At 68.7% G+C, this 26,364-nt stretch carries 27 protein-coding genes; 11 read left to right on the forward strand and 16 right to left on the reverse strand.

Annotation, left to right across the window (positions count from 1 at the left end):
* Window positions 1-19: 19 nt before the first annotated feature.
* The 8 genes from B0W80_RS02190 to B0W80_RS02225 all read right to left on the reverse strand — a co-directional run bounded on the left by B0W80_RS02190 (window position 20) and on the right by B0W80_RS02225 (window position 7,993).
* Window positions 20-997 (reverse strand): tripartite tricarboxylate transporter substrate binding protein, encoded by a 978-nt coding sequence (locus tag B0W80_RS02190; protein WP_076997464.1) that lies wholly within the window; start codon window positions 995-997, stop codon window positions 20-22.
* A gap of 89 nt (window positions 998-1,086) precedes the next feature.
* Entirely contained in the window at window positions 1,087-1,479 is a 393-nt protein-coding gene (locus tag B0W80_RS02195; RefSeq protein WP_076997465.1) for a GFA family protein, read from the reverse strand.
* Window positions 1,480-1,516: 37 nt separating this feature from the next.
* Complete coding sequence (locus B0W80_RS02200) at window positions 1,517-1,954, reverse strand: CBS domain-containing protein (RefSeq protein ID WP_076997466.1); 438 nt, start codon at window positions 1,952-1,954, stop codon at window positions 1,517-1,519.
* Window positions 1,955-1,998: 44 nt separating this feature from the next.
* The gene (locus B0W80_RS02205) at window positions 1,999-3,054 is read right to left on the reverse strand and encodes a 2-oxoacid:ferredoxin oxidoreductase subunit beta (RefSeq protein WP_076997467.1); all 1,056 of its coding nucleotides are present in this window, start codon (window positions 3,052-3,054) and stop codon (window positions 1,999-2,001) included.
* Complete coding sequence (locus B0W80_RS02210) at window positions 3,051-4,928, reverse strand: 2-oxoacid:acceptor oxidoreductase subunit alpha (RefSeq protein WP_076997468.1); 1,878 nt, start codon at window positions 4,926-4,928, stop codon at window positions 3,051-3,053. Before B0W80_RS02210 ends, B0W80_RS02205 begins: the two co-directional genes overlap by 4 nt.
* On the reverse strand, window positions 4,925-6,757 hold the full coding sequence (locus tag B0W80_RS02215) for an FAD-dependent oxidoreductase (RefSeq protein WP_076997469.1): 1,833 nt from the start codon (window positions 6,755-6,757) through the stop codon (window positions 4,925-4,927). Before B0W80_RS02215 ends, B0W80_RS02210 begins: the two co-directional genes overlap by 4 nt.
* A gap of 157 nt (window positions 6,758-6,914) precedes the next feature.
* The gene (locus B0W80_RS02220) at window positions 6,915-7,610 is read right to left on the reverse strand and encodes an RES family NAD+ phosphorylase (RefSeq protein WP_076997470.1); all 696 of its coding nucleotides are present in this window, start codon (window positions 7,608-7,610) and stop codon (window positions 6,915-6,917) included.
* A complete protein-coding gene (locus B0W80_RS02225; protein ID WP_076997471.1) occupies window positions 7,610-7,993 on the reverse strand; it encodes an antitoxin Xre/MbcA/ParS toxin-binding domain-containing protein in 384 nt (127 codons plus the stop codon). Before B0W80_RS02225 ends, B0W80_RS02220 begins: the two co-directional genes overlap by 1 nt.
* A 113-nt stretch (window positions 7,994-8,106) precedes the next feature.
* Here B0W80_RS02225 and trkA point away from each other — a divergent pair, with 113 nt between their 5' ends.
* Both trkA and B0W80_RS02235 read left to right on the forward strand, forming a co-directional pair.
* A complete protein-coding gene (gene trkA, locus B0W80_RS02230) occupies window positions 8,107-9,579 on the forward strand; it encodes a Trk system potassium transporter TrkA (RefSeq protein ID WP_076997472.1) in 1,473 nt (490 codons plus the stop codon).
* 16 nt (window positions 9,580-9,595) lie between these two features.
* A complete protein-coding gene (locus tag B0W80_RS02235; RefSeq protein WP_076997473.1) occupies window positions 9,596-11,062 on the forward strand; it encodes a TrkH family potassium uptake protein in 1,467 nt (488 codons plus the stop codon).
* 30 nt (window positions 11,063-11,092) lie between these two features.
* On the opposite strand, the gene B0W80_RS02240 is transcribed toward B0W80_RS02235, so the two are convergent.
* The 4 genes from B0W80_RS02240 to B0W80_RS02255 form a co-directional block, all read right to left on the reverse strand.
* Window positions 11,093-11,362 carry a hypothetical protein gene (locus tag B0W80_RS02240; protein ID WP_076997474.1) on the reverse strand — a complete coding sequence of 90 codons (270 nt, stop codon included), beginning with the start codon at window positions 11,360-11,362 and terminating at the stop codon, window positions 11,093-11,095.
* A 133-nt stretch (window positions 11,363-11,495) separates the two neighbouring features.
* On the reverse strand, window positions 11,496-11,831 hold the full coding sequence (locus B0W80_RS02245; protein WP_076997475.1) for a hypothetical protein: 336 nt from the start codon (window positions 11,829-11,831) through the stop codon (window positions 11,496-11,498).
* Window positions 11,832-11,875: 44 nt separating this feature from the next.
* Window positions 11,876-12,073 carry a hypothetical protein gene (locus B0W80_RS02250; protein ID WP_076997476.1) on the reverse strand — a complete coding sequence of 66 codons (198 nt, stop codon included), beginning with the start codon at window positions 12,071-12,073 and terminating at the stop codon, window positions 11,876-11,878.
* A 152-nt stretch (window positions 12,074-12,225) separates the two neighbouring features.
* On the reverse strand, window positions 12,226-12,450 hold the full coding sequence (locus B0W80_RS02255; protein WP_076997477.1) for a hypothetical protein: 225 nt from the start codon (window positions 12,448-12,450) through the stop codon (window positions 12,226-12,228).
* Between the two features lie 163 nt (window positions 12,451-12,613).
* Here B0W80_RS02255 and B0W80_RS02260 point away from each other — a divergent pair, with 163 nt between their 5' ends.
* The 6 genes from B0W80_RS02260 (at window position 12,614) to B0W80_RS02285 (ending at window position 18,906) form a co-directional block, all read left to right on the forward strand.
* Window positions 12,614-13,612, forward strand: coding sequence for an alpha/beta fold hydrolase (locus B0W80_RS02260; protein ID WP_076997478.1), 999 nt, complete (start codon window positions 12,614-12,616; stop codon window positions 13,610-13,612).
* A gap of 124 nt (window positions 13,613-13,736) precedes the next feature.
* Entirely contained in the window at window positions 13,737-15,896 is a 2,160-nt protein-coding gene (locus B0W80_RS02265; protein ID WP_076997479.1) for a TonB-dependent siderophore receptor, read from the forward strand.
* 31 nt (window positions 15,897-15,927) lie between these two features.
* Window positions 15,928-16,671 (forward strand): DUF4198 domain-containing protein, encoded by a 744-nt coding sequence (locus B0W80_RS02270; protein ID WP_076997480.1) that lies wholly within the window; start codon window positions 15,928-15,930, stop codon window positions 16,669-16,671.
* A gap of 5 nt (window positions 16,672-16,676) precedes the next feature.
* Entirely contained in the window at window positions 16,677-16,967 is a 291-nt protein-coding gene (locus tag B0W80_RS02275; protein WP_373038120.1) for a DUF3649 domain-containing protein, read from the forward strand.
* Between the two features lie 32 nt (window positions 16,968-16,999).
* Window positions 17,000-18,625 (forward strand): PepSY domain-containing protein, encoded by a 1,626-nt coding sequence (locus B0W80_RS02280; protein WP_083745136.1) that lies wholly within the window; start codon window positions 17,000-17,002, stop codon window positions 18,623-18,625.
* Complete coding sequence (locus tag B0W80_RS02285) at window positions 18,622-18,906, forward strand: DUF3325 domain-containing protein (protein ID WP_076997482.1); 285 nt, start codon at window positions 18,622-18,624, stop codon at window positions 18,904-18,906. The genes B0W80_RS02280 and B0W80_RS02285 overlap by 4 nt, the downstream gene beginning before the upstream one ends.
* A 40-nt stretch (window positions 18,907-18,946) precedes the next feature.
* Here the strand turns inward: B0W80_RS02285 and B0W80_RS02290 are convergent, their stop codons facing one another.
* Window positions 18,947-19,693: a FadR/GntR family transcriptional regulator gene (locus B0W80_RS02290; RefSeq protein ID WP_076997483.1), complete on the reverse strand. Its 747-nt coding sequence runs from the start codon at window positions 19,691-19,693 to the stop codon at window positions 18,947-18,949.
* Between the two features lie 134 nt (window positions 19,694-19,827).
* Between B0W80_RS02290 and B0W80_RS02295 the strand changes: the two genes are divergently transcribed.
* The 3 genes from B0W80_RS02295 to B0W80_RS02305 all read left to right on the forward strand — a co-directional run bounded on the left by B0W80_RS02295 (window position 19,828) and on the right by B0W80_RS02305 (window position 23,114).
* Window positions 19,828-21,024, forward strand: coding sequence for a mandelate racemase/muconate lactonizing enzyme family protein (locus B0W80_RS02295; protein WP_076997484.1), 1,197 nt, complete (start codon window positions 19,828-19,830; stop codon window positions 21,022-21,024).
* A gap of 37 nt (window positions 21,025-21,061) precedes the next feature.
* Entirely contained in the window at window positions 21,062-22,021 is a 960-nt protein-coding gene (locus tag B0W80_RS02300; RefSeq protein ID WP_076997485.1) for a 2-hydroxyacid dehydrogenase, read from the forward strand.
* 76 nt (window positions 22,022-22,097) lie between these two features.
* Window positions 22,098-23,114 (forward strand): tripartite tricarboxylate transporter substrate binding protein, encoded by a 1,017-nt coding sequence (locus B0W80_RS02305; RefSeq protein WP_076997486.1) that lies wholly within the window; start codon window positions 22,098-22,100, stop codon window positions 23,112-23,114.
* A gap of 18 nt (window positions 23,115-23,132) precedes the next feature.
* Here B0W80_RS02305 and B0W80_RS02310 read toward each other — a convergent pair whose 3' ends face one another.
* The 3 genes from B0W80_RS02310 to B0W80_RS02320 are packed head-to-tail and all read right to left on the reverse strand — an operon-like array spanning window position 23,133 to window position 26,292.
* On the reverse strand, window positions 23,133-25,040 hold the full coding sequence (locus B0W80_RS02310) for an FAD-binding monooxygenase (protein ID WP_076997487.1): 1,908 nt from the start codon (window positions 25,038-25,040) through the stop codon (window positions 23,133-23,135).
* 32 nt (window positions 25,041-25,072) lie between these two features.
* Window positions 25,073-25,846: an SDR family oxidoreductase gene (locus tag B0W80_RS02315; protein WP_076997488.1), complete on the reverse strand. Its 774-nt coding sequence runs from the start codon at window positions 25,844-25,846 to the stop codon at window positions 25,073-25,075.
* Window positions 25,843-26,292: a thioesterase family protein gene (locus tag B0W80_RS02320; protein ID WP_076997489.1), complete on the reverse strand. Its 450-nt coding sequence runs from the start codon at window positions 26,290-26,292 to the stop codon at window positions 25,843-25,845. Before B0W80_RS02320 ends, B0W80_RS02315 begins: the two co-directional genes overlap by 4 nt.
* Between the last annotated feature and the right edge of the window lie 72 nt (window positions 26,293-26,364).

Below are 26,364 nucleotides of genomic sequence, written 5' to 3' on the forward strand. Positions count from 1 at the left end.
AAGCTGAAGTCGGCTGCCGTCATTGCGGGGTCAAGCCGGCGGCCTTGACCAGGTCCGCGTGCAGCTTGATGTCCGCGGCGATCATGCGCTGCAGTTCTTCGGGCGAGCTGGGGGCGACTTCCATGCCGTTGCCGCCGAGCTTGGCCTGGAGTTCCGCATCCATGGCGGTGCGCACGGCGCGATTGAGCTGGTCGATGACGGGACGCGGCGTCTTCGCCGGGGCCAGCAGGCCGATCCATGCGGACAGCGAAAGATCGGCGATGCCGCTCTCGGCCATGGTGGGCGTCTGCGGCAGCGTCGCCGTGCGCTGCGGGTTCATGAGGCCCAGCGCATGGAGCTTGCCGGCCTGAATGTGTGGAAGCGCCTCCGGCAGCACCGCGAACATCGCATCGACCGTGCCGGCCAAGGTGTCGTTGACGGCCAGTGCGCCGCCCTTGTAGGGCACGTGAAGCAGCCTGGCTTTCGTCCGCGTCTCGAACATCAGGCCGCCCAGGTGCTGCGGGCTGCCGTCACCCGATGACGCATAGGTGATCTGTCCGGGCGCGGCCTTGGCGGCAGCCAGGAACGCGGCGAGGGTGGGGTACTTCTGCTTGTCCTTGACCACGAGCACCATGGGCTGGTTCACGAGCCGTGCCACGGGCGTGAAGTCTGCCTCGGGGTCGTAGGGCAGGGTCTTGAAGATGCTCTTGTTGGTGGTCAGGAACGACGCCGGCGACACCGTGAGGGTGTAGCCGTCCGGGGCCGCCTTCGCGACGGCCGGCAAGCCGATCTGCCCGGACGCGCCGGCACGGTTGTCGATGATGAAAGGCTGGTTCAGCGCGGTGCTGAGTTTCTGGCCGAGCGAGCGGGCGATCATGTCCACGCTGCCGCCGGCGGGCAGTCCGACGATGATCCTGACGGGCCGGTCGGGATAGGTGGCTTGCGCCAGCGCAGGCGCGCTGAAGCTCAGGGCGCCGACGATGCAGGTCAGGGCAGTGGCAAGTTGGAGAGTGTTCATCGAGGCGGGCTCCGTGCGCGGTCAGTGCCATGGGGAAAAGGACGGCTTTGCGAGCGCAAGTTCCATGCCGACGGCAGCCGGGCGGCCGCCTACCCGGACGATTTCGCGCGAAGGGCCTCGGCGGCCTGTTCCCAGTTCTCGCCGTCGAATTGTTGAATCTTCAGCGACGACAGATCCAGCCCGTCGATGCACCGTAGATTGACCGCCCATCGCGTCGGGTCCAGCCGTGGACGCGTGAATGTCGAGATGCCGCAGTGCCGGCAGGCGTAGTGCTTGGCGGTCAGCGTTCCGAACTGGTAGAGGGTCAGGTCCTCTTCGCCCGACACGATGCGCAGCGTTCGGTCCGAGGCGCCGTGCCACAGCGCACCCTTGCGGCGGCAAAGGGAGCAGTTGCATTCCATGGCAGACACGACCGTGGCTTGCAGTTCGAACCGGACCTTTCCGCAATGGCAACTGCCCAGGTGCGTCGGGTGATCCGCCATGCCTGCGTTTCGATCTTGGGCGCGGTGGTCGGCGCGCTCAGCCGAGCACGTCGTTGACCTGCTCGTTGAACTCGGTCTGGCTCAACGCCGTGCCCAGCTCGCGCGGCAGCGCGTCGCGCACGGAGAACACGCCCAGGATCTTCGATCCCTTGACCAGCGGCAGGTGACGAAAGCCGCGTTCCAGCATGAGCACCACAGCGTCGGACACCAGCGTCTCGGGCGGCACGCAGATCGGGTTGGAGGTCATCACCTCCGACACGGGCGTGCGCTCGGGGTCGACGCCGCGGGCCAGCACGCGCGTCATCAGGTCGCGCTCGGTCAGGATGCCGAGCAGGATGTCGGGCGGCTCCATGATGAGCACGCTGCCGCAGTTGGCCCGCGTCATCACGCCCGCGGCCTCGCGCACGGTCGCCTGTGGGCCCAGGCAGAGCACGTGCTTGCGCGAGATCGATTGGAAAACCGTTCGTTCGGCCATGGCTGTCCCTCCGGCGAATCCGCTATGGTGCGGCGGCGCTCCGCTCAGCGCAAGCTATTGTTGAGCTTCTCCAGGGCCTCTGCGCCCGGGCACAGCTCCGTGGGGCCCAGCGTGTTGAGTGCCTGCGCGCTGGTGTTGAGCGCGGTGTGCAGGTCGGTGGCCAGCGGGTCGACGTAGAGCAGGCCGGTGACGACTTCGCCGAGGTCCTGGTGGCGCTGCATGTAGGCCATCGCGGCATTGCGGTCGCCGGGGTTGTAGCCGGCGTGCAGGCTGCGCAGGCGCAGCAGGGTGCCGTCGTGCTGGCGCACGTCCATCACCTCGCCGGGCGCCATGTCGACCGAGATCTCTTCCCGGCCGGTGATGAAGTCGATGCGGCTCACCGCTTCGTTGTGCTCGCGCACGTAGTCGTAGCTCTTGGTGCTGCCGGGGTGGTTGTTGAAGGCAACGCAGGGGCTGATCACGTCGATGAGCGCGGCTCCGCCATGGCTGATGGCGCCTTTGATCAGCGGCACCAGCTGCGCCTTGTTGCCCGAGAAGCCGCGCCCCACGTAGGTGGCGCCGAGCTGCAAGGCCATCGCCACCAGGTCGACCGGGCTGTCGGTGTTGACCACGCCCTTCTTGCTCTTCGAGCCCTCGTCGGCCGTGGCCGAGAACTGGCCCTTGGTGAGGCCGTAGACGCCGTTGTTCTCCACGATGTAGGCCATGCGCACGCCGCGCCGCATCGCATGCGCGAACTGGCCCAGGCCGATGGAGGCCGAATCGCCATCGCCCGATACACCCAGGTACAGCAGGTCGCGGTTGGCGAGGTTGGCGCCGGTGAGCACGCTGGGCATGCGGCCGTGCACGGTGTTGAAGCCGTGCGAGGCGCCGAGGAAGTAGTCGGGCGTCTTCGAGCTGCAGCCGATGCCCGAGAGCTTGGCCACGCGGTGCGGCTCGATGTCGAGCTCCCAGCAGGCCTGGATGATGGCGGCCGAGATCGAGTCGTGCCCGCAGCCGGCGCACAGCGTGGAGATCTTGCCCTCGTAGTCGCGCCGGGTGTAGCCCACCTTGTTGGTGGCCAGCGTCGGGTGGTGCAGCTTGGGCTTGGCGATGTAGGTCATGCCTTCTCCTGGATGCCTGTGGCAGCAGCGGGAGCGGCGGCGGCGGCAGCCGGGCTCGCCGCAACGCCGAGGTGCGCGGCGATCGCCCCGGTGACGAAGCGCGCGGTGATGGGCGTGCCGTCGAAGTGCAGCACGCGCACCAGCCGGGCCGGCTCGGCTTCCAGCTCGTTGATCAGCAGGCTGCGCATCTGCGCATCGCGGTTCTGCTCCACCACGAACACCGTGCGGTGCTCCGCGAGGAAGCGCACCACGCTCTCGGGAAAGGGGAAGGCCCGCAGCCGCATCGCGTCGAGGTGGATGCCGCGCTCTTCCAACGCTTCCAGCGCCTCGTGCATGGCCGGCGTGGTGGAGCCGAAGTAGATGACGCCCAGCTCGGTCTTCTGCGCGGCGGGCTGCACCACGGGCTGCGGCACCAGCGTCGCGGCCGTGGCGAACTTCTTGAGCAGGCGCTCCATGTTGTAGATGTAGTCGGGCCCGCGCTCGGAATAGCGGGCATAGGCATCGCGCGTGGTGCCGCGCGTGAAGAAGCTGCCCTTGGTCGGATGCGTGCCTGGCAGCGTGCGCCAGGGAATGCCGTCGCCGTCCACGTCCTTGTAGCGGCCGAAGTCGCGGCCCGCTTCCAGCTCCTCGGCGCTCATCACCTTGCCGCGGTCGTAGGCCTTGGCGTCGTCCCATTCGAAAGGCGCGCACAGGCGCTGGTTCATGCCGATGTCCAGGTCGGTCATCAGGAACACGGGCGTCTGCAGCCGGTCGGCCAGGTCGAGCGCGGCCGCCGCCTGCTCGAAGCATTCGTGCGGGTCTTCGGGGAACAGCAGCACGTGCTTGGTGTCGCCGTGCGACGCATAGGCGCAGGCCAGGATGTCGGCCTGCTGCGTGCGCGTGGGCATGCCGGTGGAGGGGCCGCCGCGCTGAACGTTGATGAGCGTGACTGGGATCTCGGCGAAGTACGCCAGCCCGATGAACTCGGCCATCAGCGAGATGCCCGGCCCGGAGGTCGCGGTGAAGGCGCGCGCGCCGTTCCAGCCTGCGCCCACCACCATGCCGATGGAGGCCAGCTCGTCCTCGGCCTGCACGATGGCGAAGCGGTTCTCGCCGGTGGCGCGGTCGACCCGGAACTTCGCGCAGTAGCGCTGGAAGGCCTCGGCCACCGAGGACGACGGCGTGATCGGGTACCAGGCCGCCACGGTCGCCCCGCCGTACACGCAGCCCAGCGCCGCGGCACTGTTGCCGTCGACGAAGATGCGGTTGCCCACGCGGTCGGCGCGCTTCACCTGCAGGCCCACCGGCTCGCGCAAGTGCTCGCGCGCGAAGTCGCAGCCCAGGTTGAGCGCCTGCACGTTGGAGGCGAGCAGCTTTTCCTTGCCCTTGTACTGCTCGCCGAACAGCTTCTCGATCACCTGCGGTTCGATGCCGAGCATCACAGCCAGCGCGCCGACGTACACGATGTTCTTGAACAGCTGGCGCTGCCGCGGGTCTTGGTAGACCGCGTTGCAGATCTCGGTGAGCGGCATCCCGATCACCTGGATGTCGTCGCGAAACTTCGAGGGCGGCAGCGCGCGCGTGTTGTCGTAGAACAGGTAGCCGCCCGGTGCAAGCTCGGCCACGTCGGCGTCCCAGGTCTGCGGGTTCATCGCCACCATCATGTCGGTGCCGCCGCGCCGGCCCATGTGGCCCTGCTCGGTCACGCGCACCTCGTACCAGGTCGGCAGGCCCTGGATGTTGCTCGGGAAGATGTTGCGCGGGCTCACCGGCACGCCCATGCGCAGGATCGACTTGGCGAACAGCTCGTTGGCGGAGGCCGAGCCGGAGCCGTTGACGTTGGCGAACTTGATGACGAAGTCGTTGACCGCCTGGATGCGTGTGGGAGTGGTCATGCCGGCACGCCCTCCTTGGCCGCGATGCGCGCGTCGCGTGACTGCGGGCCGGCCGGTGTGGTCTTCAGCAGGAACTTCTGCATGTCCCATGCGCCGGTGGGGCAGCGCTCGGCGCACAGGCCGCAGTGCAGGCAGACGTCTTCGTCCTTCACCATGACGCGGCCGGTCTTCAGGCGGGCAGACACGTACAGGTCCTGATCCTCGTTCAGGGCCGGCGCCTTGAGCCGGGCCCGCAGCTGCGCTTCATCGCCGTTGTCGGTGAAGCTGATGCAATCCATCGGGCAGATGTCCACGCAGGCATCGCACTCGATGCACGTCGATTCGGTGAACACCGTCTGCACGTCGCAGTTGAGGCAGCGCTGCGCTTCCTTGAAGGCGGTGGCGGCGTCGAAGCCCAGCTCCACCTCCACGCGGATGCTGGCCAGCGCCTTCTCGGCTTCGGCCCAGGGTACGCGAAAGCGCAGGTCGTTCGAGGTGTCGTTGTCGTAGCTCCACTCGTGGATGCCCATCTTCTGCGACACCAGGTTGGTCATCGGCGGTGGGCGCACCGTCACCGATTCGCCGTTCAACAGGCGATCGATCGACACCGCCGCCTCGTGCCCGTGGGCCACCGCGGTGATGATGTTCTTGGGGCCCAGCGCCGCATCGCCACCGAAGAACACGTTGGGCACGCTGGACTGAAAGCTCTTGGCATCGAGCACCGGCAGGCCCCACTTGTCGAAGTCGATGCCGCAGTCGCGCTCGATCCATGGGAACGAGTTTTCCTGGCCCACGGCCACCAGCACCTCGTCGCATTCGACCAGGACTTCCGGCTCGCCGGTGGGCACCAGCGAGCGCCGGCCCTCGGCGTCGTACTCGGCGCGAACGACTTCGAAGCGCATGCCGACCAGCTTGCCGTCTTCGTGCACGAAGGCCTTCGGCACGTGGAAGTTGATGATCGGGATGCCTTCGTGCTGCGCGTCTTCCTTCTCCCACGGCGATGCCTTCATCTCGTCGAAGCCGCTGCGCACGATCACCTTCACGTCCTCGCCGCCCAGGCGCCGCGCCGAGCGGCAGCAGTCCATGGCGGTGTTGCCGCCGCCCAGCACGATCACGCGCCGGCCGATGGTCGTAACGTGGCCGAAGGACACCGAGGCCAGCCAGTCGATCCCGATGTGGATGGAGGCCGCCGCTTCCTGCCGGCCCGGCAGGTCGAGGTCGCGCCCGCGCGGCGCACCGCAGCCAACGAAGATCGCGTCCCAGTCTTCGGCCATCAGCGCCTTCATGGAGCCGACGCGTTGTTCGGACCGGAAGGCGACGCCCATGTCCAGGATGTAGCCCGTCTCTTCGTCGATCACGGATTCGGGCAGGCGGAAGTGCGGGATCTGCGTGCGCATGAAGCCGCCGGCCTTGGCGCCTTCGTCGAACACCGTGACCTCGTAGCCCAGCGGCGCCAGGTCGCGCGCCACCGTCAGCGAGGCCGGCCCCGCGCCCACGCAGGCGATGCGCTTGCCATTGCGCGGCGCGATGGCGGGCATGCGTGCGCGCACATCCTCCTTCATGTCGGCCGCCACGCGCTTGAGCCGGCAGATCGCCACGGGCTCCGGCGCCTGGGCGTTGGTTTCCTCGACACGGCCCCTGCGGCAGGCCGGCTCGCAGGGCCGGTCGCAGGTGCGGCCCAGGATGCCCGGGAACACGTTCGACACCCAGTTGACCATGTACGCATCGCCATAACGGCGCTGCGCGATCAGTCGGATGTACTCGGGAACGGGGGTGTGCGCCGGGCAGGCGTACTGGCAATCGACGACCTTGTGGAAGTAGGCCGGATTCGCGATATCGGTTCGCTGCAAAGTTGTCTCCTTGCGCCGCCCGGGTTCGTGTGGGATGGGTGTCCGGGTTCTGGCCCCAGTATGCGCCCCGCTTGCCAGGCTGGACCACCAGTGAAACCCCTCGGCCTGCGATGACGCTCTAACGCCGGCTTCCGCATTTCGGGAAGCGCTGGGGGCCTCAGCTCATGTCGAACTGAAAGCGCTCCCCGTCGTGCGACAGCAGCACCAGCTCGCGCGTCGTCTTGCAGCTCCAGGTCTGCTGCAGCCCGGGATTGGGGATGGCAAGGGCCTGCACGTCGAACACCGCTTCGCACAGCCCGCCTTCGCGGCGCGCCGACTCGTAGCGGATCGACTGGACGGGCGGCATCAGCCCACGTGCCTGTGTGGCGAGCGCGTGGCATGGGGCGTAGTCGTCCGGGTCGCGCCATACGCTTCGCTTTGACGACCAAGGGGGCACGGAGATGTCGAGTTCCAGGCCCGAAAACTGGGCCTGGAAAAAGGTCAACTCGGTCAGGACCTGGTCATCGCGCAAGCCGTCCGAGTCCATGAAGAAGCGCCAGCGCCAGTGGGCAATTTCGGCGGCGACCGTGACGGCCTCGTCGGCGCCGTACCAGGCGCCTGGTTCATGGGGCCGGCGAAAGCGCGACGGCCATGCGGACACGTAGCGAAACGGCGTGAACAAAAGGTAGTGCGCCCCGGCTGCGTCTGGGGGTAACGGCGGCTTGCTGTCTTCGAGCAGCTGCTCCAGCAGCATCTGCTCCTCCAGGTCGTCGACGAGCCGCATGGTCGCCACGCGATGCTGCGCCTCGATCCCACGCCAAAGGAAGCGTTGCCGGGGCTGGGCGCGAGCCAGCCAGTCCTTCTGCCAGCGCATCAGACCAGTGCGCGCGCGCCGTCCAGGTAGTTGACCACGCGCACCAAGCCGTCCACTTTCTGGACCGCGTCTTTGGGGGTTTCGTTGAAAGCCCGGTTGAAGCTCGTCATCCAGGCCTTGCGATGCCCATCGTCGTTGCCGACCAAGGCATCCAGCGAGCGGTAGACGCGCACGAGCAGCGTGGCGAGTTCGGCGGACTTGGTGCCGACGTCCAGCGACTTTTCGCCGCGGGCGATGCGGGATATCTGCGATTCGCTCAAGCCGACGATGCGGGCGAGCGCCGCGTTGTTCAAGCCGAGGAACTCGGCAGCACGCAGGGTCGCCTTGGTGAGCACGGCGGAGACGGAAGCGGGCTGCCGTGCGACGGGTTGCGGTCGGGCCATAGCGGTTCTTCGATTCGTTGCTGTAGGCATTCTAGTCACGATTTATTGCAATGGCAATCGCAGGGTTGCGGCGATTCGCGAGGCGTATAAAGCGTTCCGGGAGCAAACACCACTTGAAGATCATCATCCTCGGCGCCGGCCGCATCGGCGAAAGCGTGGCCGGCACGCTCGTGTCGGAGCGCAACGACATCACCGTCATCGACACCGACGCGGCGCGCCTGCGCGACCTCGAGGAGCGCATCGAGCTGCGCGGCGTCGTGGGCAGCGGCATCGAGCCCGACGTGCTGGCCGAGGCCGGCGCGCGCGACGCCGACATGCTCATCGCCTGCGCGGCGCAGGACGAGACCAACCTGGTCTGCTGCAAGGTCGCCCACCAGGTCTTCGGCATCCCGACGCGCATCGCGCGTGTGCGCTCGAACGCGTTCAAGGACGACAGCCCCCTGCTCGGCAAGGACGGCTTCGCCGTCGACCGCGTCATCTGCCCCGAAGAATCGCTGACGCGCTACATCGGCAAATTGGTCGAGTACCCCGAGGCGCTCCAGGTGCGTGAGTTCGCCGACGGGCTGGCCTGCCTGGTCGCGGTGCGCGCGGTGGCCGGCGCGCCGCTGGTGCGGCACAGCATTGCCGAGCTGCGCGAATGCGTGCCCGGCGCCGACATGCGCATCGTGGGCATCTACCGCCGGCTCGAGAACGAGCCCGACCGCTTCATCTCCTGCGAAGGCAAGACGCTGATCGAGCCCGGCGACGAGGTGTTCGTGCTGTCGGCGCGCGAGCACCTGAAGGCGGTGCTTTCGGCGCTGCACTTCGACGAACGGGCCGGCCGCCGCGACGTCGAGCGCATCATGATCGCGGGCGGTGGCCGCGTGGGCTTGCGGCTGGCGCGCCAGCTGGTCGAGACCGGCCGCAACTACCAGATCAAGGTGCTGGAGCGCGACCACGCGCGCTGCGTGCAGCTCGCCGCCGAGCTGCCGGGCAACGTGCTGGTGCTCAACGGCGACGGCACCGACGAAGACCTGCTCGAGGACGAAGGCATCGAGAACATCGACCTCTTCCTCGCGCTTACCAGCGACGACGAAGACAACATCATGGCCAGCCTGCTGGCCAAGCGCCTGGGCGCGCGGCGCGTGCTGGCGCTGATCAACCGGCGCAGCTACGCCGACCTGATGCACGGCACGCAGATCGACATCGCGCTGTCGCCGGCGCAGACCATGCTCGGCGAACTGCTGGCCTACGTGCGGCGCGGCGACGTTCAGGCGGTGCACAGCCTGCGGCGCGGCGTGGCCGAGGCGCTCGAGATCGTGGCGCGCGGCGACCGCAAGACCTCGCGCGTGGTCGGGCGCCGCATCTCCGAGCTGCAGCTGCCCAAGGGCGCGCAGGTCGGCCTGATCATGCGCGGCCTGCCCGACCTCGACGAAGGTGCGACGCCGGCGGGGGAGGCGGCTCTGGTGCCCGCGCCGGCCAAGGTCATCATCGCGCGCGGCGACACCGTGATCGAGAGCAACGACCACGTCGTGATCTTCGTGCCGCGCAAGCGCCAGCTGCGCGATGTGGAGAAGCTGTTCCGCGTGAGCGCCACCTTCTTCTGACGCCGCGGAACCGACCATGAGGGACTTCTTTCCGGTGCTGCGCGTGCTCGGTGCGCTGCTCACCTTCTTCTCGCTCGGCATGTTCGTGCCGTGGGTGATGTCGTTCATCCACGACGACGGCCTGCGCCACGTGTGGGCCATATCCGCCGCCGTCTCCTTCGCCTGCGGTGCGGCGCTGTGGGGCGGCCTGCGACGCCACAAGCACGAGCTGCAGGCGCGGCACGGGATCTTCCTGGTGTCCTTCACCTGGGTGCTGTTGCCGCTGTTCGCCACGCTGCCGCTGATGTGGGCGCTCGACGACATCGGCCGGCCGCTCAACTTCACGCATGCGTATTTCGAGGCGGTGTCGGGGCTCACGACCACGGGGGCGACGGTGCTCACGCAACTCGACACGCTGCCGGTGTCGATCAACGTCTGGCGCACCTTCTTGCAGTGGCTGGGCGGCATGGGCATCCTGGTGCTGGCGGTCGCCATCCTGCCGCTGCTGGGCGTGGGCGGCAGCCAGCTCTTCAAGGCGGAAGTGGCCGGCCCCATCAAGGACAGCAAGCTCACGCCGCGCGTGAAGGAAACCGCCAAGGGCCTGTGGGGCATCTACGCCACCTTCTCGGTGGCCTGCTTCCTGGCCTACTGGGCCGGCGGCATGACGGCCATCGATGCGCTGATGCACATGTTCGCCACCGTCAGCCTGGGCGGACTGTCGTCGCACGACACGAGCTTCGCGTACTTCGCGTCGCCGCTGCTCGAAGGCGTGTGCGTGCTCTTCATGCTGGCGGCCAGCTGCAACTTCGCGCTGTACTTCGTCGCGATGCGCAAGGGCCACTGGCGCGGCTTCTGGCGCGATCCGGAAATGCGCGCCACCCTCGTCGCATTGGTCGGCGGCGGGCTGCTCGTGGCGGTGGTGTTGTGGTTCAAGGGTGTCTACGGGCCCGTGGAGGCGCTGCGGCACGGACTCTTCCATGCGATCTCGGTCGGCAGCACCACGGGCTTCATGACGGTCGACTACCTGCACTGGCCGGTGTTCGCGCCGCTCTTCATGCTGCTGCTGTCGAGCGTGGCCACCAGCGCAGGCTCGGCCGGCTGCGGCATCAAGATGGTTCGCGTGCTCATCCTCGTGAAGCAGGCGCGGCGCGAGATGACGCGGCTCGTGCATCCGCGCGCGGTCCAGCCGGTGACGCTGGGCAGCGTGGTGGTCGACCACCGTGTGATCTTCTCCGTGCTCGCGTTCATGCTGGTCTACGGCGTCACGGTGATCTCGTTGAGCATGCTGCTGGTGCTGACCGACGTCGATCCGGTGACGGCCTTCAGCGCCGTGCTGGCCAGCGTCAACTGCACCGGGCCCGGCCTCGGCTCGGTCGGGCCGGCGGGCAACTTCAGCGGGCTGACCTCGTTTCAGGTGTGGGTGTGCACCTTTGCGATGGTGCTGGGGCGGCTCGAGATGCTGAGCTTTATCGCGCTGCTGACGCCTTCGTTCTGGCGCAAGTGAAGATGGGCGCGGAAAAGGCTGGCGCTCGACTCAGGCCAGGGACGGCGATCGACGGATCGTCGCGGTGTCGCAGGTTTCGGCTTCGATCACGTCCTGCTCCGACACCCAGGCCATGCATTCCTCTTCGAGCACGTCCTGAACGGCGGCCCGGGGGCCTTTGCCTGCCAGGTTGATGGCGAAGCGCACTTCGCCGTCACGAAGCACCTCGGCTTTGCCGAGCGTCACGCCCTCGAAGTCGCGTTGTCCGATGAACAGGTGAAACGACCATTCCTGGAAGGGGAGGACGACGGTGGGTGCCATGAACTCATTGTGAGGCGCGCTCCCCGAGTCGGGCAACGCTCAGCGCGTAGGAGCGCCGAGGCACATGCTGTAGGCGAACGATGCACAGAACAAAGTGTTACAGCCGCCCCCGCGGGCGCTGAAAAGCAAAGTACTAGAGCTTGGCGGCGCCTGCCGACGAGGTGTGCCGATGCGTGCCGAATGCGCTCACCAAGTTGGCGATCCTCGCGCTCAGCCAGGGCTTCGATGCTTCGCTGGTCACTGTGGGGTAACTGAAGTCGGCCAGGTCTTCCAGGCCTTTCTGCGTCACGGCCAAGACCTGCGCCGCCGGCGCCTTGCCCGAGAGCAATAACGGGTCGGAGGCCGCGGGGACGATCGCGATCACCATGCCGGCCGAGCACAACACCCGCACTTCGTCGACGTCGTCGGGGCGATAGAACGTGATGGGCAGGCGCGATGCGGCGATTTGCCTGAGCAGCTTCATGGACATGTCGAACTCCTTCTTGATTCTTGTGGGGGCCGACAGGGCCGCGGCTAGGGACTCGTTCGACCGCCCGGCTGCGGCGCGGCAGTGGTGGATTGCACGCCGTCGTTCGGCGAAATGGTGGTGCCGGGTGGCTCCTTCACCCAGACGAAGATGGCTGCGACGCCGCCGATGGCCAGCACGGCGAGCAGCGAGGCCATGCGCCTGAAGGCGCGGCCTGCGGCCGGATCGGCTTCTCTTTGCTTCATGCGGTGCTCCCGAGTTGTCGCATGAAAGTAGCCTCGGCCGGGCGCGTCCGATGTCGGCGGACGTGACGACCGCTCGCCAAAGGTTGCCTACAACCTGTCGCGAGCGGTCATGGTGACGCGGTGGGTGCGGTGGGTGCAGTGGTCGTCGTGGGTCAGAGCTGCTGTTCTTCGAGCGGGCAGATCAAGCCCCATGGCGTCTGGAAGCAATGCAGTTCGACCGGGCGGCCGTCCTTGGGCTGCGGCTTGTCGCCTGTGCCCACGTCGGCGAGGGCGAAGCGCGCTGCCGCCTCGGGATGCTTCTTCATCAGTGCTTGAAACTCGGCGAGAAAGCCTTCGTGCTCCGCAGGAAAGGCATAGGAAATCGCGGCTGTGGCCATGGTGGCGCTCCCTGATATTGATGGAAACCCCACCCTAATGCGAGGCCGCCGGGGCGGCATCCTCCGCGCGGATGAGGCAGCGCGGCAAGCCAGGTGCGACGCGCACCTTGCCAGCGCCTGCCACGGCCGGCATCATCGCGCTCCCCGAGGAAGGAGCCCGCCGATGACACCGTGGATTCGCCATGCCGCCGCTCTCGCCGCCTTCGTGACCGCACTTGCCGCGCATGCCGCCGGCACCGTGGGGACCACGCTGCCGGCCGGATTCCCATCGATCGAGGACACCTCGCTCGGCCGCCCGCTGATCGGCTTCGGCGCCGCCGGCGCAGTGCGCCGAACGCCGGTGATCTTCATCCACGGCAACAACGACTCGCCCTTCGCCACCGCCTGCAACCCCTACGGCCGCGTGCAGGCGATGGCGCAGCACTTCGCCGACAACGGCTACGACACCAGCGAGCTGTGGGGTGTCGGCTACCAGGGCGACCAGTGCGACCTGGCCGGTGACCAGACCCGGCGCTCGAGCATCGCCCACACCAACGCCGCCAACGTGCCCGACCTGCGCCGCTTCGTCCGCGCGGTGCTGGAGTTCACCGGCGCGAAGCGGGTGGACATCGTCGGCCACAGCCTGGGCGTGACGCTCGCGCGCGAATGGATGCGGCAGGACGAGGCGCAGCACCTGGTGCGCCGCTTCGTCGCGATCGACGGGCCCAACCACGGCATCATCAATTGCTCGCCCGACCCGGGCAACTACTACCAGGCGCCGGCGGCCGGCGGCTTCACGCCGCAGAGCGAGGTGTGCGTGGAGCTGGGCTCGCCGAACACGCCGTTCCTGCGCCTGCTCAACGGCCGCAACGGGCGCGACGAAACCGACGGGCCCACGCGCGTGCTGGTGATCCGCAACGGCGATGCCAGCTTCGTCTACTTCCCGGTGCAGGACGGCGTCGTCGCGCCGGTGCCGGCGGTCGATTCGTTCGGCAAGCCCACCGACTTTTCTCGCAGCGCCAGCCTGCGCGGCGCGCGCGAAATCGTGCTGACGGGGCAGGGCGCCTACGACCCGATCCTGCGAAGCGGGCACCTGGGCATCCTGAATTCACCGCAGACCTGGCGCGCGGCCTTCGAGTTTCTGGACGAGCGGCGAGGGCGCGGCAAGGGCGACGAAGACTGAGAACGCCGGCGGCCCGCGCGGGCCCATTCCCTTCGCCCGATCGGACAATTGTCAAATCCGTTCACAAATATAACGTTGGGCCACGATAATAGGAATAGTTCTTATTATCGCTATCTGGCCCTTCATGATCGAGTTTTCTTCCGCCCGCCGCGCCCGCGTCACCCCCATCGCTGCCATCGCGCGCCGCGTCGTCCATGCCGGCCTCGTGTTCGCCGCTGCGGGTGCTGCCGCCCAGGCGACCGACCCGTCCACCACCCTGCGCGAGGTCACCGTCACGGGCGATTCCGACAACACTCCCGCCCCTTACGCCGGTGGCCAGATGTCGCGCGGCAGCGGCCTGGGCATGCTGGGCAACACCAGCGTCATGAATTCGCCGTTCAGCAGCACCGGCTTCACCTCGGAGCTGATCCAGAACCAGCAGGCCCGCACCATCGGCGAAGTGCTGGCCAACGACCCCTCGGTGCGGCTGGCCACGGCCGCCGGCGGCTTCAGCGAAGACATCACGGTGCGCGGCTTCAACATCGCGGGCGGTGACGTCGGGCTCAACGGGCTGTACGGCCTGACCTCGTCCAGCCGCGTGCCGACCGAGATCGTCGAGCGCATCGACCTGCTCAAGGGTCCGGGCACGCTGATCAACGGCATCCCGCCGGGCGGCAGCATCGGCGGCAGCATCAACGTGCTGACCAAGCGCGCCACCGACGAGCCGCTCACGCGCGTTGGCATCGGCTACATCGGCAAGTCGCAGTACGGCGCGAGCGTCGACCTGGGCCGCCGCTTCGGCGAGGCCAAGGAATGGGGCATCCGCGTCAACGGCGCCTTCCGCGACGGCGAGGCCAGCGTCGACAACGGCAAGCAGCAGGTGGGCGTCGGCGCGATCGGGCTCGACTACCGCGGCAGCCGCCTGCGCTGGTCGCTCGACGCCTACACGCAGCGCGAGGACATCGAAGGCTTCCGGCCGCAGATCGGCTTTCAGCCGACGCTGCGCGCACTGCCCGCGCCGCCCGACTCGCGCGCCAACTGGTATCCCGGCACCACGCTCAAGCTGAAGGACGACGTCGTCACCTCGCGCATCGAGTACGACATCACCGACCGCATCACCGCCTACGCCGGCATTGGTTATCGCGAGGGCACCGCGGAGCAGATGTTCCCGTCGACCACCACCGCCATGGACGGCCTGGGCAACTTCTCGCTGCGCAACGGCTACTACGACTCCTACAGCAAGACCACCAGCGCCGACATCGGCGTGCGCGGGCACTTCGCCACCGGCAGCGTGGCGCACACGGTGGTCGTCAGCGCCTCCGACCTCGAGCAGGAACTCGGCAACTTCTACGTGGCCTCGACCGGCACCGTGCGCTCGAGCATCTACAACCCGTCGGCGCTGCCGATCGTCACCGGAGCGCGGCTCGATCCGCAGCTCGCGTCGAAGGCGCACAACTACAGCATCGCCATCGCCGACACGATGTCCTTCGCCAACGACCGCGTGCTGCTCACGCTGGGCCTGCGCGACCAGACGGTGGACCTTAAGAACTTCAGCACCACCACCGGCCTGCGCACCGCGAGCTACGAGCAGAGCGCCACCTCGCCGCTGGCCGGCATCGTGTTCAAGGCCACGGACAAGGTCTCGATCTACGGCAACTACACCAAGGGCCTGACCCGCGGCGGCGTGGCACCCACCACCGCGCGCAATGCCGGCGAAGTGTTCCCGCCCTACCAGTCGGAGCAATACGAAGCCGGCGTCAAGGTGGACTGGGGCACCATCATGACCACCGCCAGCGTCTTCCAGATCTCGCGGCCCAACAGCCTCACCGACCCGACCACCAACGTCTACAGCTTCGACGGCGAACAGCGCAACCGTGGCGTGGAACTGGCGGCCTACGGCGAGCCGGTTCGCGGCCTGCGCCTGATGGGCGGCATCACCTTCAACGACGCCAAGGTCACCCGCGCCGCCCAGTACGTGGGCAACGATGCCTACGGCGTGCCCGATCGCACCTTCAACCTCGGCGTGGACTGGGACGTGCCGGGCGTGCCGGGCCTGAGCCTCAACGGCCGCGTGATCTACACCGATTCCGTCTGGGCCAGCAACGCCAACACCGTGTCGATCCCGAGCTGGACGCGCTTCGACGTCGGCGCGCGCTACAGCACCAGGCTCGCCGGCAAGGGCCTGGTGCTGCGTGCCGGCATCGAGAACCTGGCCGACAAGAACGTCTGGCTGGTCAGCAGCAACAACTACCTGACGATGAGCGCGCCGCGCACCTTCGTGCTTTCCGCCGCCATGGATTTCTGACGAACCGACCGAGACTGAACGAGACACGGACATGCATCCGACAACGAAGACCCATTGGCTCCTGGCCGCTTCCCTGCTCGGCATCGGCGCCGGCGCACACGCGCACCAGGTCTGGCTCGAACAGGCCGCCGCCGGCGAGGCCCCCGTGCTGCGCTTCGGCGAATTCGGCGAGAACCTGCGCGAGGCCTCGCCGGGCCTGCTCGACAAGTTCGTGCAGCCGACCGCGCGGCTGGTGTCGACCGGCGGCAGCAAGCAGGCCGACGCCCGCAAGACCGCCGGCGGCTTCGCGCAGCCTTTCACGCCCGCGCCGGGCGAGAGCGTGGTCGCCGAAGACGCCCGCTACCCGCTCTACACCTCGCGCCAGGGCGACAAGTCGACATCGAACTGGTACCACCCCGCGGCGCGCCTCGTCACTTCGCTCGCGCCGCAGGCGCCGCTGCTGACGCTCGACCTGGTGCCCGCGGCCGAGGCCGGCAGCTTCAAGCTCACCTTCAAGGGCCAGCCGCTGGCCAAGACCAAGGTCACGCTGGTCACGCAGTCGGGCTGGAGCAAGGAAGAGCGCACCGATGCCGAAGGCCTGGTGCGCTTCGACATGCCATGGCAAGGCCCCTACGTGGCCGAGGTCAGCCACAACGACCGCACCCCCGGCGAGCGCCCGGGCGCGCAGGGCGCAGAAAAGTACGACGCAGTCAGCTACGTGACCACGCTGAGCTACCGCAAGCCCGAGGGCATCGCGCCGATTCCGGCGGGCCCTGCCGCGACGCCCAACAAGTGACCGCGCTGGGCGTCCGGGCCCGGCATGTGGCTCCCCTTGTCTCCCGCATCGTCGCCGCGATCGTGGGCGGCTACGCGCTGGCCGCGCTCGCCAGCGTGGCGGCGCTCGCGCTGCCCATGTCGACGCCCCAGGCCGTGCTGACCGGCATGCTCTCGAGCTTCGCCATCTATGCAGGCGCCGTGGTCTGGGTGTTCGCGGTGCGCAGCGCCACGCGCGCCTGGGTCGGGCTGCTGGTCGCGGCCGCCGTGCTGCTGCCGGCCGCCTGGTCGGTGTGGAATGCCGGAGGCACGATGTGAGCGCCCCAAAGCCGCGTGGCATTCGCCAGACCATGTCGGAGCTGCACACCTGGGCCGGGCTGCTGCTCGGCTGGGTGCTGTATGCGATGTTCCTTACGGGAACGGTGAGCTACTTCAAGGACGAGCTTTCGCAGTGGTCGCGGCCCGAGTTGCCGCACCAAGCGCAGGTGCTCGACCCGGCCGAGGTCGCGCAGCGCGTGGCCGGCCAGCTCGCCGTGCTGGCGCCGGGCAGCACGCAGTGGAGCTTCGGCCTGCCCAATGCCCGCAACAACACGGCCGACGCCTTCTGGCGCTTGCCGCCGTCGGCGACGCAGCCCGGGCCCCGGCGCTTCGGCTCGGGCAACTTCGACCCCGCCACCGGCCAGAAGGTGGCGGCGCGCGACACGCAGGGCGGCGAGTTCTTCTACCGCTTCCACTTCCAGTTCCACTACATGCCGGTGATCTGGGGCCGCTGGCTGGCCGGCATCGCGGCCATGTTCATGCTGGTGGCCATCGTCAGCGGCGTGATCACGCACAAGAAGATCTTCACCGACTTCTTCACCTTCCGGTGGGCCAAGGGCCAGCGCTCGTGGCTCGACGCGCACAACGCGCTGTCGGTGTTCGGGCTGCCCTTCCATTTGATGATCACCTACACCGGGCTCGTCACGCTGATGGCGTTGTACATGCCCTGGGGCGAAAAGGCCGCGTTCAAGACGCCGCAGGAGCGGCAGCAGCTCACCACCCAGCTCAGCGCCTTCATCCAGCCCGGCAAGCCCAGCGGCAAGGAGGCGGCGCTCGCGCCCATCGACGACATCGTGCGCCAGGCGCAGGCGCGCTGGGGCCGCGACAACATCGCGCGCGTCACCATCACGCTGCCCGGCGACGCCGCCTCGCGCGTGGCCGTGTCGCGCGGCGAGCCGGGCCGCACCTCGATGAGCCCGCAGTACATGATGTTCGAGGGCACCACCGGCAAGCTGCTCGAAACGCGCGACAGCGTCGGCCCCGCCGCCGAAACCCGTGGCGTGATGTACGCGCTGCATCTGGGCCGCTTCGGCGACACCGTTGCGCGCTGGCTCTACTTCATCGTCAGCCTCGCCGGCACCGCGATGGTCGGCACCGGACTCGTGATGTGGACCGTGAAGCGCCGCCAGCGCATGCCCGATCCCACCCGGCCGCACTTCGGCTTCCGGCTCGTCGAGAAGCTCAACATCGCGGCCATCGCCGGCCTGACGATCGCGATGGCGGCCTTCCTCTGGAGCAACCGCCTGCTGCCCACCGGCATGGCGCAGCGCGCCGATTGGGAGATCCACGTGTTCTTCATCGCCTGGGGCGCGGCCTTGCTGCATGCCGTGCTGCGGCCGGCGCGCAAGGCCTGGGTCGAGCAGCTGTGGGCCGGCGCCGCCGTGCTCGCGCTGCTGCCCGTGCTCAACATGGTGACCACCGACCGTCCGCTGTGGCGCAGCCTGGCCGAGGGCGACTGGATATTCGCCGGCATCGACCTGATGCTGTGGGCGCTGGCCGCGGTGCATGTGAAGCTGGCGCTGCGCACCTCGCAGCACCGCGTGCCGGTGGCGCGCGGCAAGCGCACCCGGCAGCCGACGGAAGCCCCGCCGCCGCCGGCGAAGCCCGCGGCTGTGCACGGCGGAAGCAACACCGCCGCACACGAGGGCGCACGATGAGCCACCTGGCCGTCTTCATCCCCAGCCTGCTGGGCTTCGCGGCCCTGTCGCTCGCCATGGACCGGCACCAGGAAGACCTGTTCGGCCGTGTCCTCGCGCCGCAGGCCACGCGCATGCTGCGCGCGGGCGGCTGGCTGCTGTTGCTGGTCGCACTGGCCTTGGCGGTGCGCAGCGCGGGCTGGTCGCTGGGGCTGGTGCATTACAGCGGGCATACGAGCGTGGCGGCGGGTCTGGTGTTCGGCGCATTGCTCGTGCTGCACCGGCGCAAGACCGCGCGCTAGTCGCCGTCTTCAGGCTTGGGCGGCGCTGCCGCAGCCCGCGTCAGCCGTCCTGCCCGAACAGGCGCGCGATCCCCCCGCGCAAGTGCGCCTCCATCGCCTCACGCGCGGCCGCTGAATCCTGCCGCTCGATGGCTTCCTCCACGGCGGTGTGCTCGCGGTACACGCCGGCGCGCCGCTCGCCTTGCGGACGCCCTGCCAGGCTGCGCGACAGGCCGATGCTGAAGCGCGTCTGCGGCGCCAGCGCGGTCATCGTCATGCCGAAGAAGCGGTTGCCACAGGCCTCGGCCACCGCGTCGTGGAAGGCCACGTCTTCCTCGATCGCGTCGCTGCCCTCGGCCAGGGCCTGCTCGAATCGCTCGCGGCAGCGGCGGATGTGGTGCATCTGGTCGGCCGTGCGCATGAGCGCCGCGCGTGCGGCGGCCTCGCCTTCGACGAAGCAGCGGAATTCGAGGAACGCGCGGATGTCGCCGATGTTCTTGAGCGTGCTCAGCGACATCGGCCGGGCCTGCGGCAGTGCATCGGTGACGAAGTTGCCCGAACCCTTGCGAACGGTGATGCGGCCCTCTTCGCGCAGCCGCGCCAGTGCCTGGCGCAACACTGGGCGCGACACGCCGAGCCGCTGCGCCAGCGCGGTTTCGCCGGGCAGGCGCGCGCGGGGTTCGAAGCCGGGCGTGCCCAGCAGCTGCATCAGGTCTTCGTAGACCTTGTCGTGGAGCAGGCGCTCCGCCTTGGGGCTGGCGCCTTCGGAGCCCGCGTCGTTCGCGGCATCGGCGGTGGATGAATGCATGACAGCTAATTACAGGGTAAGCGTGGAAATGAGGCTGGACGGCCGCGAGGACAATCCGTCCAAGCGCTTCGAGGCACGATCGAAACGCCATCGAAACGCCGGTTTGCCCCGAAAGATATAAAAAGCTGTAAATCATGTCAATCATCCGCAGCCTCCGCACCTACCGCCTGCCGGATCGCCCCAGCCTGATCTGGCTCGAGCTGGAAACCAGCGACGGCCTGGTCGGCTTGGGCGAAACCTTTCGCGGCGCAGTCTCGGTCGAGACCTGCCTGCACGAAGAGCTGGCGCCCTGGCTGCTGGGCCGCGACGCGCGCCACATCGAAGGCATCTCGCGCCACCTGCTCACGCCCTACGTCGGCTACAACGGCTCGGGCGTCGAAGTGCGCTCGGCCAGCGCCGTCGACATCGCGCTGTGGGACCTGGCCGGCCAGCGGCAGGGCGTGCCCATCCACGAGGCACTCGGCGGCGCGGCGCGGCCGGCGGTGCCGGTCTACAACACCTGCGCGGGCTACAGCTTCAACACCACCGGCAAGCGCCGCGACATCGGCGCCGACGACGAAGCGCAGGGCCCGTACGACGACCAGGTCGCCTTCATGCGCGATGCCGGCGCGCTCGCGCGCAGCCTGCTCGACGAGGGCTACAAGGCCATGAAGATCTGGCCCTTCGACATCTACGCGCCAGCGAGCGGCGGCCATCTCATCAGCCTGCCCGACCTCGAGAAAGGCCTGGCCCCGTTCCGCCAGATCCGCGAGGCCGTCGGCAACCGCATCGAGGTGATGTGCGAACTGCACAGCCTGTTCGGCGGCCACTCGGCCCTGCGCATCTGCCAGGCGCTCGAGGAGTACGACGTGTTCTGGGTCGAAGACCCGCTGTGCAAGATGGACGACGCCGCGGGCCTGGCCGACCTCCGCCGCCGCACGCGCGTGCCGATCTGCGGCAGCGAAACCTTCGGTGGCCTGCGCCCCTTCCGCGACCTGCTGGCCGCCGACGCGCTCGACGTGGTGATGCTCGACCTGGCCTGGTGCGGTGGCTTCACCGAGGGCCGCAAGATCGCCGCGCTGGCCCAGGCCTACAACCGGCCGCTGGCGCCGCACGACTGCACCGGCCCCGTCACGTTGATGGCCGGCCTGCAGATGGCGCTGCATGCGCCCACCGCCATCTACCAGGAGGTGGTGCGCGCCACGCTCGCCACCTGGTACCGCGACATCGTGACCGAGTTGCCCGACATCCGCGAAGGCATGGCCCAGCCGACCGTGGCGGCCGGCCTCGGCACCAAGTTGCGCGACAGCTTCAAGCAGCGAACGGATCTCGTCGTTCGCGAGAGCCGCTGAAGCGTCGACACGCTGCGGCAGCACAAAGGACCACTTCATGCACATCCAGATCGTCGGGCTCCATGCGCCCCACGCACCGCGCCTGCGCGCACTGCTCGGCCCCGGCCACGAGGTCGAGGCGATGCAGGCCTTTCCCGCCACCGGCGACATCCGTGCCGACGTCGTCATCGGCAACAGCATCACGGCCGATGAAGCGAAGCGCCTGCAGTGCCGACTGGTGCACGTGCCCGGCGCCGGCTGGGAGCAGATCGCTTGCGATGCACTGCCCACCGGCACCACGGTGTGCAACGTGCACGGCCACGAGGTGCCGATCGCCGAGTTCACGCTGCACGCGATCCTCGAGCATCACCTGCAACTGTGGAAGTATCCGGCGCGGCTGGATGCCGAGGCCTGGGCCGAGGCCTATGCCGCACGCACACAGCACGACGAGGCCTGCGGCAAGACCCTCGCCATCGTCGGCTTCGGCCACATCGGGCAGGAGATCGCGCGCCGCGCGCGGGCCTTCGGCATGCACGTCGTCGCCGTCACGCGCAGCGGCAAGGCCGGGTCGCCGGAGCTGGCCGACGAATTCGTGCCCGTGTCGAAGTTGAACGAGGTGCTCGGCCGCACGCAGGCGCTCGTCCTCTGCTGCCCGCTCGACGACGGCACCCGCGGCCTGATCGGCGCAGAGCAACTCGCTCGCCTGCCCGAGCGCTTCCTGCTGGTCAACGTGGCGCGCGCCGAAGTCGTGCAGGAGCAGGCGCTCTACGAAGCTTTGCGCGATCGTCCCGACACACGGGCCGTGCTCGACGTCTGGTACCAGTACCCCAAGAAAGGCCAGCCGCCGGTCGACCCGTCGCGCTGGCCGCTGCACACGCTGCCCAACGTGCGGGCCACGCCGCACATCTCGGCCATCACGCCGGCGCTGCTCGACCGGCGCTACCGCTTCATGGCCGACAACATCGTGCGGCTGCAGCTTGGTGAACCGCTGCTCAACGTGATTCGTCCGGCGGCCTGAACGCCGCCCTCGGCCTGCCTTCCCTTTTCTCGCTCGCGTCCGCGCGATCCCCTGTCCACACATCCTCGGAGATGCCATGAAAGCCGCGACCCTCATCCCCCCGTTCGTCCCCACCCTGGCCCGGCGCGCATGGCTCGGCGCCGCCGCCGTCGCGCTGCTGGCCGGCGCGGCCCTGCCGGCCCGCGCCCAGGACGCTGCGGCGAGCTACCCCAACAAGATGATCCGCATCGTCGTGCCCAACCCGGCGGGCGGCACCTCCGACGTGCTGGGCCGCATGCTGGCCAAGGAACTGGGCGAGATGTTCAAGCAGCCCGTCATCGTCGAGAACAAGGCCGGCGGCAACGGCCACATCGGCGCCTCCTTCGTCGCCAAGGCCGCACCCGACGGCTACAACCTGCTGCTGCTCGACATGAGCGTGCTGACCATCGGCCCGAGCGTGGTGCCGCAGCTCAGCTACAACCCGAAAGAACTCACGCCCATCGCGATCCCGGCCTATTCGCCGCACCTGCTGGTGGTGCGCAACGACCTGCCCGTGAAGAACATCGACGAGCTGGCCGCCTATGCCAAGAAGAGCGGCAAGCCGCCGAGCTTCGGCACGCCGCTGGCCTCCATCAGCCAGCTCGCGGGCATCCTGCTCGCGCAGAACCGCGGCTTCGAGTTCAACGTCATCGGCTACAAGGGCGGCGCGCAGGCGCTGGCCGATCTGGCCGGGGGCCAGATCGACAGCGCCATGGCCAGTGTGGTCGCGACCAATGCGCTGGTGCAGGGCGGCAAGGTCAAGGCCATCGCCGTCACCAGCGCCAAGCCCTTCGCCGCAACGCCGGGCGTGCCGACCGTGGCCGCGCAGATTCCCGACTTCGTCACCGGCTCGTGGCAGGGCCTGCTGGCACCGGCCAACACGCCGCCGGCCGTGCTCGACAAGCTGCAGGACGCGATCAAGCGCATCGTGGCCAAGCCCGAGGTCGCCAAGCACCTGCAGGAGCTGGGCTCCGAGCCCTCGCCGATGAACCGTCAGCAGCTCGCCGAATGGATGCGCACCGAGACCCAGCGCTGGGGCAAGGTGGTGAAGGACAACAACATCAAGGCCGAATAGGGACAGCGCGCCGAGGCTTCATCGCCGGTCCAGCAGGAAGCCGGCGAAATACGCGCTCAGGTCCTCGTGCGCATCGAGCGGCAACACGTTCGCCACGTACTGGTCGGGCCGCACCACCACCATCGCGCCGCGCGCCCGGTCGATGCCGCGCTGCACGAAGATGTCCGGTCCGTTCTTGAAGTCGGGGCAGAAGGCCTTTTCGTAGTCGATCAAGCCGAAGCGCCCCTTGCGCGGCAGCAGCAGCGACGGCAGCCGGTCGGCATTCAGGTCGCGGTGCTGTTGCTGGTAGACCGCGCGGAAGTCGATCACCGAATCGATGTCGGCATCCTGCGGCGTGAATCGGCGAATCGGCGACGTGCTCGATTGCGCCAGGAAGTCCGCCAGCGCGCGCAGCCGCTCGCCGCCCGCGTCTGCAAAGGCATAGATGCGCCACGCCGCATCGGCGCGTGCCGCGTGGCCCAGCTGCATCGGCTTGGCATCGGCCAGCCGCACGACCGGCGCCGAATGAAAGCGCATGCCGATGGTGAAGCCGCGGGCCAGGTCCTGGTGCGTCGCAGGCGCGGTCAGCGCCGTGCCGGCCGGGTAGTGCGTCGCGACGCCGGCCGTGTAGCGGCCCGATCGGATGAAGTAGGCCTGCAGCTCGGCCGGATCAACGCCGCCCAGTTCCGGATGCGCCGGGTCCTTGGGCGGCGAGGCCATGATGCGCGACCACTGCTTGTCGAAATCGATCAGGCCCTGCGCGATCGCGTGGCGCTCGGTGCTGTAGGTGCGCAGCAGTTCTGGCCCGGCCCGGCCTTCGAGCACCGACACCAGCTTCCAGCCCAGGTTGAAGGCGTCCTGCATCGACACGTTCATGCCTTGGCCCGCCTTGGCGCTGTGCGTGTGGCAGGCATCGCCGGCGATGAAGACGCGCGGCATGCGTGTTGCAGCGGCGTCTGGCGGCACGTCGTCGAAGCGGTCCGTCACGCGCTGGCCCACCTCGTAGACCGAGAACCACGCCACGTCGCGCACGTCGAGCGTGTAGGGGTGCAGCACGCGCTGCGCGATCTCGATGACCTTGTCCTGCGTGTAGCGCTCGCGCACCGAGCCGCGGTCGTTCGGGTCCACCTCGCCCAGGTCGACGTACAGGCGCACCAGGTGGCCGCCCTCGCGCGGAATCAGCAGGATGTTGCCCTTGTCCGCGGACTGGATCGCAGCCTTGAGCCGGATGTCGGGAAAGTCGGTGACGGCCAGCATGTCGACCACGCCCCAGGCATGGTTGGCGAAGTCGCCGCGCGGCTCGGCGCCGATGGCCTGCCGAACGCCGCTGCGCGCGCCGTCGCAGCCGACCACGTACTTCGCGTTCACCGTGACCTGCGAGCCATCGGCGGCGCGGCGCAGCGTGGCCCGCACCGGGTGGTCGCCCTCGGACGCCACCTCGAGCCCGACGAACTCGAGCCCGTAGTCGGGCACCAGCCGCGTGGGCGACTTGCGCGCGAAGTCCAGCAGGTACTGCTGCATGCGCGCCTGGTTGACGATGACGTGCGGAAACTCGGACAGGCCGTCTTCGGTGTCCTGCACGCGGCCGGTGCGCACGATGCGCGAGCGGTCGTCCGGCGAGGGCCGCCAGAACGCGGTCTCGTTGACCCAGTAGGCCTCGCGCAGCAGCGGCGCGCTGAGCCCGAAGGCCTCGAACATCTCCACTGTGCGGCAGGCCACGCCATCGGCCTGGCCGATCTGCAGCGGGCCGTCGCGACGCTCCACGAGCCGCGTGCGAATGCCGGCGAAGCGCGAGAGCTGCGCGGCCAGCAGCGTGCCCGCGGGGCCGCTGCCGACGATGAGCACGTCGACCGTGTCGGGCAGCGGCGTCGCCTGCTCCGAGGCACCCGGCGCGGCGGCCAGGATGTCGGGGTCGCCGGGCGCATAGCCATTCAGATAGAACTGCATGTCGTCTCCTTCGATGTGTGGGTGGCTGCGCCTCAGGAGGCGCTTTGCGAGTCCCCGTCGATGGGGACGATCTGGCCCGAGATCGAGCGCGCAGCATTGGAGGCCAGGAACACCGCCACTGCGGCGATGTCGTCGGGGTCGACGAAGCGCTGGATCGACTGGTTGGCCAATGCGGCCGCCTCCTCCTGCGCCAACGTGCGTCCCGACGTCGAGGCGCGGCCTTCCAGCACCTTCTGGAAGCGCGGGCCATCCACGGCGCCGGGCAGGATCGCGTTCACGCGGATGCCCGACGCGCCGAGTTCGCGCGACAGCGTCTTGGTGAAGCCGATCAGCCCCCATTTGGTCGTCGAATACGCGCTGCGGTTGGGGTAGCCGAAGCGCCCGGCGAGCGAAGACATCACGATGATCGAGCCGGCCGCCGAGTGCTTCAGGTGCGGGATGGCAGCTTGCGTCACCGTGAAGGTGCCGGTGAGGTTGACGCGCAGCACCGCGTCCCACGCCTCCGGGTCGAAGGTCTCGACGCTGGCCGACGGCCCGGCGATGCCGGCGTTGTTCACCAGCACGTCGAGCCCGCCCAGCGCGGCCGCGGCCTCCTGCACCATCGCGCGCACCGCATCGCGGTCCGCGATGTCGCACACGCTGGTGGTGATGCCGGGCGCCTCGGCACGCAGTGCATCCAGCGCAGCGCCGTCGATGTCGCAGGCATGCACGCGCGCACCGGCCGCGGCGAACGCGAGTCCGATGGCGCGGCCGATGCCGCCTGCGCCGGCGGTGATCAGCACTTTATGTGGGCTGGGTGTCGTCATGGAAGCTCCTTGTCGGTCGATGCGTCTGCGCGCTGGGTACAGGCCGCGATGACGAAGTCGGGCACCGGCACGGCCTTGATCCTGCCGTCGCTGCCGCGCAGGCACAGCGCCCGTGTCTCGCGGCCCTCGCAGATCAGCGTGTCGCCACGCGTCACGCGGTGCTGCTGGATGAAGACCTTGCCGCGCCATTCCTCGACGCGGGTGTGGATCTCGATGCGCTCGCCGTAGGTCACCGAGGTGTGGAAGCGGGTGTGGATTTCCAGCAGCGGCGCGCCCACGCAGCCGGGCAGCGACTCGATCGCACGCCACGGCGGCAGGCCGCACGATACGAAGAAGTGGTGCGAGGCCGCGTCCATCCAGCGTGAATAGTTGGGGAAGAACACGATGCCCGCGGGATCGCAGTCGCCGAACTGGACGTCGATGGGAAGGATGGCGGTCTTGCTCATGGCGTGGAGGACATACTGGGTCTGTGCGTGGAAACGCATTCTTCGCGCAATGGCGTTCGGGCACAGTCGACG

Origin of the sequence: Variovorax sp. KK3, assembly GCF_001984055.1 — a bacterium.
GTDB lineage: Bacteria > Pseudomonadota > Gammaproteobacteria > Burkholderiales > Burkholderiaceae_C > Variovorax.

Excerpts from the sequence above, each read along its gene's own strand:
- B0W80_RS02190 (WP_076997464.1), bottom strand. The coding sequence starts at position 997 with ATGAACACTCTCCAACTTGCCACTGCCCTGACCTGCATCGTCGGCGCC.
- B0W80_RS02195 (WP_076997465.1), bottom strand. The coding sequence starts at position 1,479 with ATGGCGGATCACCCGACGCACCTGGGCAGTTGCCATTGCGGAAAGGTC.
- B0W80_RS02200 (WP_076997466.1), bottom strand. The coding sequence starts at position 1,954 with ATGGCCGAACGAACGGTTTTCCAATCGATCTCGCGCAAGCACGTGCTC.
- B0W80_RS02205 (WP_076997467.1), bottom strand. The coding sequence starts at position 3,054 with ATGACCTACATCGCCAAGCCCAAGCTGCACCACCCGACGCTGGCCACC.
- B0W80_RS02210 (WP_076997468.1), bottom strand. The coding sequence starts at position 4,928 with ATGACCACTCCCACACGCATCCAGGCGGTCAACGACTTCGTCATCAAG.
- B0W80_RS02220 (WP_076997470.1), bottom strand. The coding sequence starts at position 7,610 with ATGCGCTGGCAGAAGGACTGGCTGGCTCGCGCCCAGCCCCGGCAACGC.
- B0W80_RS02225 (WP_076997471.1), bottom strand. The coding sequence starts at position 7,993 with ATGGCCCGACCGCAACCCGTCGCACGGCAGCCCGCTTCCGTCTCCGCC.
- B0W80_RS02235 (WP_076997473.1), top strand. The coding sequence starts at position 9,596 with ATGAGGGACTTCTTTCCGGTGCTGCGCGTGCTCGGTGCGCTGCTCACC.
- B0W80_RS02240 (WP_076997474.1), bottom strand. The coding sequence starts at position 11,362 with ATGGCACCCACCGTCGTCCTCCCCTTCCAGGAATGGTCGTTTCACCTG.
- B0W80_RS02245 (WP_076997475.1), bottom strand. The coding sequence starts at position 11,831 with ATGTCCATGAAGCTGCTCAGGCAAATCGCCGCATCGCGCCTGCCCATC.
- B0W80_RS02250 (WP_076997476.1), bottom strand. The coding sequence starts at position 12,073 with ATGAAGCAAAGAGAAGCCGATCCGGCCGCAGGCCGCGCCTTCAGGCGC.
- B0W80_RS02255 (WP_076997477.1), bottom strand. The coding sequence starts at position 12,450 with ATGGCCACAGCCGCGATTTCCTATGCCTTTCCTGCGGAGCACGAAGGC.
- B0W80_RS02260 (WP_076997478.1), top strand. The coding sequence starts at position 12,614 with ATGACACCGTGGATTCGCCATGCCGCCGCTCTCGCCGCCTTCGTGACC.
- B0W80_RS02265 (WP_076997479.1), top strand. The coding sequence starts at position 13,737 with ATGATCGAGTTTTCTTCCGCCCGCCGCGCCCGCGTCACCCCCATCGCT.
- B0W80_RS02270 (WP_076997480.1), top strand. The coding sequence starts at position 15,928 with ATGCATCCGACAACGAAGACCCATTGGCTCCTGGCCGCTTCCCTGCTC.
- B0W80_RS02280 (WP_083745136.1), top strand. The coding sequence starts at position 17,000 with ATGTCGGAGCTGCACACCTGGGCCGGGCTGCTGCTCGGCTGGGTGCTG.
- B0W80_RS02285 (WP_076997482.1), top strand. The coding sequence starts at position 18,622 with ATGAGCCACCTGGCCGTCTTCATCCCCAGCCTGCTGGGCTTCGCGGCC.
- B0W80_RS02290 (WP_076997483.1), bottom strand. The coding sequence starts at position 19,693 with ATGCATTCATCCACCGCCGATGCCGCGAACGACGCGGGCTCCGAAGGC.
- B0W80_RS02295 (WP_076997484.1), top strand. The coding sequence starts at position 19,828 with ATGTCAATCATCCGCAGCCTCCGCACCTACCGCCTGCCGGATCGCCCC.
- B0W80_RS02300 (WP_076997485.1), top strand. The coding sequence starts at position 21,062 with ATGCACATCCAGATCGTCGGGCTCCATGCGCCCCACGCACCGCGCCTG.
- B0W80_RS02305 (WP_076997486.1), top strand. The coding sequence starts at position 22,098 with ATGAAAGCCGCGACCCTCATCCCCCCGTTCGTCCCCACCCTGGCCCGG.
- B0W80_RS02310 (WP_076997487.1), bottom strand. The coding sequence starts at position 25,040 with ATGCAGTTCTATCTGAATGGCTATGCGCCCGGCGACCCCGACATCCTG.
- B0W80_RS02315 (WP_076997488.1), bottom strand. The coding sequence starts at position 25,846 with ATGACGACACCCAGCCCACATAAAGTGCTGATCACCGCCGGCGCAGGC.
- B0W80_RS02320 (WP_076997489.1), bottom strand. The coding sequence starts at position 26,292 with ATGAGCAAGACCGCCATCCTTCCCATCGACGTCCAGTTCGGCGACTGC.